The sequence below is a fragment of the Piscinibacter sp. genome (assembly GCF_050175855.1).
Taxonomy (GTDB): Bacteria; Pseudomonadota; Gammaproteobacteria; order Burkholderiales; family Burkholderiaceae_C; genus Piscinibacter.
This window is the reverse complement of sequence record NZ_JBFXIO010000519.1, coordinates 1-2,953: the sequence shown is the minus strand read 5'-3', so window position 1 is coordinate 2,953 and position 2,953 is coordinate 1. Positions and strand designations below refer to the sequence as shown.

At 62.3% G+C, this 2,953-nt stretch carries 6 protein-coding genes; 5 read left to right on the top strand and 1 reads right to left on the bottom strand.

Annotated elements, in window-relative coordinates; genetic code table 11:
* The first annotated feature begins 29 nt into the window (after positions 1 to 29).
* On the top strand, positions 30 to 809 hold the full coding sequence (locus tag AB7U92_RS24965) for a phosphoadenosine phosphosulfate reductase family protein (protein WP_428583214.1): 780 nt from the start codon (positions 30 to 32) through the stop codon (positions 807 to 809).
* Between the two features lie 177 nt (positions 810 to 986).
* Complete coding sequence (locus tag AB7U92_RS24960; protein ID WP_428583212.1) at positions 987 to 1,304, top strand: hypothetical protein; 318 nt, start codon at positions 987 to 989, stop codon at positions 1,302 to 1,304.
* Between the two features lie 403 nt (positions 1,305 to 1,707).
* Here AB7U92_RS24960 and AB7U92_RS24955 read toward each other — a convergent pair whose 3' ends face one another.
* Positions 1,708 to 1,851, bottom strand: a complete 144-nt coding sequence (locus AB7U92_RS24955) for a hypothetical protein (protein WP_428583210.1) — start codon at positions 1,849 to 1,851, stop codon at positions 1,708 to 1,710.
* 79 nt (positions 1,852 to 1,930) lie between these two features.
* On the opposite strand from AB7U92_RS24955, the gene AB7U92_RS24950 reads away from it, so the two are divergent.
* The 3 genes from AB7U92_RS24950 to AB7U92_RS24940 form a co-directional block, all read left to right on the top strand.
* Positions 1,931 to 2,071 (top strand): hypothetical protein, encoded by a 141-nt coding sequence (locus AB7U92_RS24950; protein WP_428583208.1) that lies wholly within the window; start codon positions 1,931 to 1,933, stop codon positions 2,069 to 2,071.
* Positions 2,072 to 2,196: 125 nt separating this feature from the next.
* Entirely contained in the window at positions 2,197 to 2,541 is a 345-nt protein-coding gene (locus AB7U92_RS24945) for a hypothetical protein (RefSeq protein WP_428583206.1), read from the top strand.
* The coding region (locus tag AB7U92_RS24940; protein ID WP_428583204.1) for a YpsA SLOG family protein at positions 2,525 to 2,953 on the top strand (429 nt) is incomplete at its 3' end. The genes AB7U92_RS24945 and AB7U92_RS24940, both read left to right, overlap by 17 nt.

The following is a 2,953-nucleotide window of genomic DNA, read 5'->3' as shown; positions in this document are numbered from 1 at the left end:
GACCAGGTTCACCACCAGAGGGAGGGCGCATGAACCTCTTTCCGAAAACGGTGGAGGACCGCGACTGTGAGGTGCCGCAAGCGGTGCGAGACCTGGTGCAGCAAGGGGCGGTGTTCTATGTGAACTCGTCAGCTGGCAAGGACAGCCAGGCGATGCTGCACTTCGTGCTGCGGCATGTCCCGCGCGAGCAGGTTGTGATCATCCATGCGGTGCTGCCGGAGGTGGAGTGGGACGGCGTGCTCGAGCACCTGGAGGCCACTGCGATGGGACTGCCCATCCTGACGTGCCGTTCGCGCAGGACGTTGCTTCAGATGATCGAGCAGCGGGGCATGTTCCCGTCGCCATCGCAAAGGCAGTGCACGAGTGATCTCAAGAGGGGACCGATCGAGCGAACGATCCGCCAGGCGGGTCGCAAGCTGATCGTGAACTGCATGGGGATGCGGGCCGAGGAGTCGAGCAGCCGAGCGAAGCTTGAGGCGTTCAAGTTCAACGAGCGCAACTCGAAGAACGGCCGGCAGTGGTACGACTGGCTTCCGATCCATGCCTGGGAGGTCGAAGAGGTGTTCGGGCTGATCAAGGCGGTCGGCCAGGAACCTCACTGGGCCTACAGCAAGGGGATGTCGAGGCTGAGCTGCTGCTTTTGCATCATGTCGAGCAAGGCCGATCTCACGACGGCCGCGAAGCTGAACCCGGTGCTGTACCGCCGGTATGTCGAGCTCGAACGCCAGACGGGGCAGGTGATGCTGATGCCGTCGAAGAAGCATGGACGCCTCACGCTGGAGCAGGTCACCGGAGTTCTGGCTGCTTAGCCGCTCCGTGATCAGGACAGACCCAAGCCCTTCACGTTCAACCGGAACGGCGGGGCTTTCTTTCGGGCGTGGGGAGTGGGTTGTTGCGCGGTGCAGTGCATTACACGCCACAACGCCCACGAACGCTTGCCGTGAAGCAGCTACGCGGTATCATGTAGATATCTAGGAGAGATCTACATGACCGCGAAGTCTGTCAACGACAAGGAAGCCTCGATGGTGTTGAGGTTCCGTACGAAAGACACCCCTTCCGGGATGACGCGCAAGCGCTGGAAGAAGGTGGCAGAAGCGTACGGGTTGTCGGAAACCGAGGCGATTCACCGGGCTATGGTGATGTTCGCCTCGAAGACAGGAGCGATCATGAAGAAGAAGCTGCCCCAGGAGCAGCTGCCAGTCGACCTGTCCGGTTACCAGCTGAGCGAGTTCGCTTCGTTCCTGAAGTCGAACGCTCCAGACTGGGTTGCCAGCGGCGGCGATGGTGCAACCACCACTGCCTAGCTTCAGGCAAATCTGGACTGGCGTCTTCCCGTACAGCGATGGTTCCGGCGAAAAGCACAGGACGTTGTTCGTCCTGGGCTTCAACCCGGCGAGGTCTACGGTGTTCGCGGTGAAGATCACGAGCACCGATCCGAGGACCGTCTTTGCGGGACAGTTCGCGATCATGAGGAGCGATCGGTTCTACCCAGGAACCGGGCTGCAGAAGGAATGCAAGTTGGACTTCAACGAAGTCGTCGAGCTGCACACTTCCAAGCTGACGAAGCAAATCGGATCCTCGACTTGTCCGATCAGAAGACCGCACACCGGTTCATTAGGTGATCAAGAGTGTCTGTCTGGATTCAAAGGGGCTGCAGTCCTCGTACGCTGTAAGCGTTGACTTGGAGTCCGCATGAGAACTACCCCTTCAATTCGAGCGATTCTTGTATCTCCTCGTCAGGATCAGGGAGGCTTCGAGGAAGCGTTTCACCAAAGCGGCGTCCAGCCCGTCGCTGACTTTCGTCCGAGGTACTTCAACGTGCCGCGTGTTGCGATCGTCGTAGACCGTCACGGGGTGCCGCTCTGGGCGCCGACGCTGGTTCGGGCTGGGCAGTCTCGTGTTGGCGGTGTTCTGTGCTGGCGTGGCAGCGGTGTCCTGGCGAGGCAAGGGCGCGGTCGACGTGGCCATGTGGCTCGGGTTCGCGGCGGTCGAGTTGCTGATCGGTGCGTGGCAACTCGACAAGGCGGGCAAGGAGAAGATCGAACTGGCTCGCAAGGGGCGCGGCGGCTAGGTGCCGGTACTGCCTCGTAGGTTGACGAACGTGAGGGTGTGAATCAGCGCCGGTGTCGGCCATCACATCGTGCAAGGCGTACGGGCACCCACTTCGGGGGCCGGTCTGCATCGATGGAGATGATGATGGCGAAGCGAGTCAAGATTCTGGAGATCGGCGAGGTCGAGATCTGGGAAGAGAAGCTGCGGATCCTGGTGAGCCGCTACCCAGCGGGCGGCCAGGTGTTCGTCGGCCTGCAGGTGAAGGAGTCGGGAGAGCCCTACACCGACCTGAGCACGAACATGCGTGCCCACGGCGCGGAGGTGGCGGATGACGAGGTGGTCATCAAGACCTGGTCCGAGAACGAGCACGTGATCGAGCCGATGCTGCAGTCGGGGTTCTTCGAGGACACCGGCAAGCGCGTGCCGGCCGGGTTCGCGGAAGCGCAGATCTGGCGGTTCAAGTCGGCGGCCCATGTTCCCGCACCCTGAGGCGAAGGTCCTGGTCAGCGAATCCGGCTCGTCCGGGTACGCGGCACGCACCAGGGCCAATGCCCAGCGTTACGATGTCACGGCAGCCTTCGCGATCGACTACGGGTCGGCAGGGGAACGGCTGACTCGATCCTCGGCCGGCGAGCGCTGGGTTGGCGTTGCGCTGACACTGACGCCGATCGAGGCGGCACGGAACCTGTTCAGATTCCTGAGGCAGCGACAGGCGCAGACGCTCAACGTGGCGGGCCACGGACTGTCGACGCTGGCTCGGTTCGGATGGGGCCAGGACCAGGTCGACCGCTGGGTGTTCGAGGTGCTCAAGACTGTACACCCGCACTGGCCGTTGAAGAAGATGGGCTCTGGCGGCCAGACCGGGGTGGATCTGTCAGGTGTCGCCGCCGGCCACGCGCTG

Coding starts and splice junctions, on each gene's coding strand:
- AB7U92_RS24960 (WP_428583212.1), top strand. CDS start 987: ATGACCGCGAAGTCTGTCAACGACAAGGAAGCCTCGATGGTGTTGAGG.
- AB7U92_RS24965 (WP_428583214.1), top strand. CDS start 30: ATGAACCTCTTTCCGAAAACGGTGGAGGACCGCGACTGTGAGGTGCCG.
- AB7U92_RS24945 (WP_428583206.1), top strand. CDS start 2,197: ATGGCGAAGCGAGTCAAGATTCTGGAGATCGGCGAGGTCGAGATCTGG.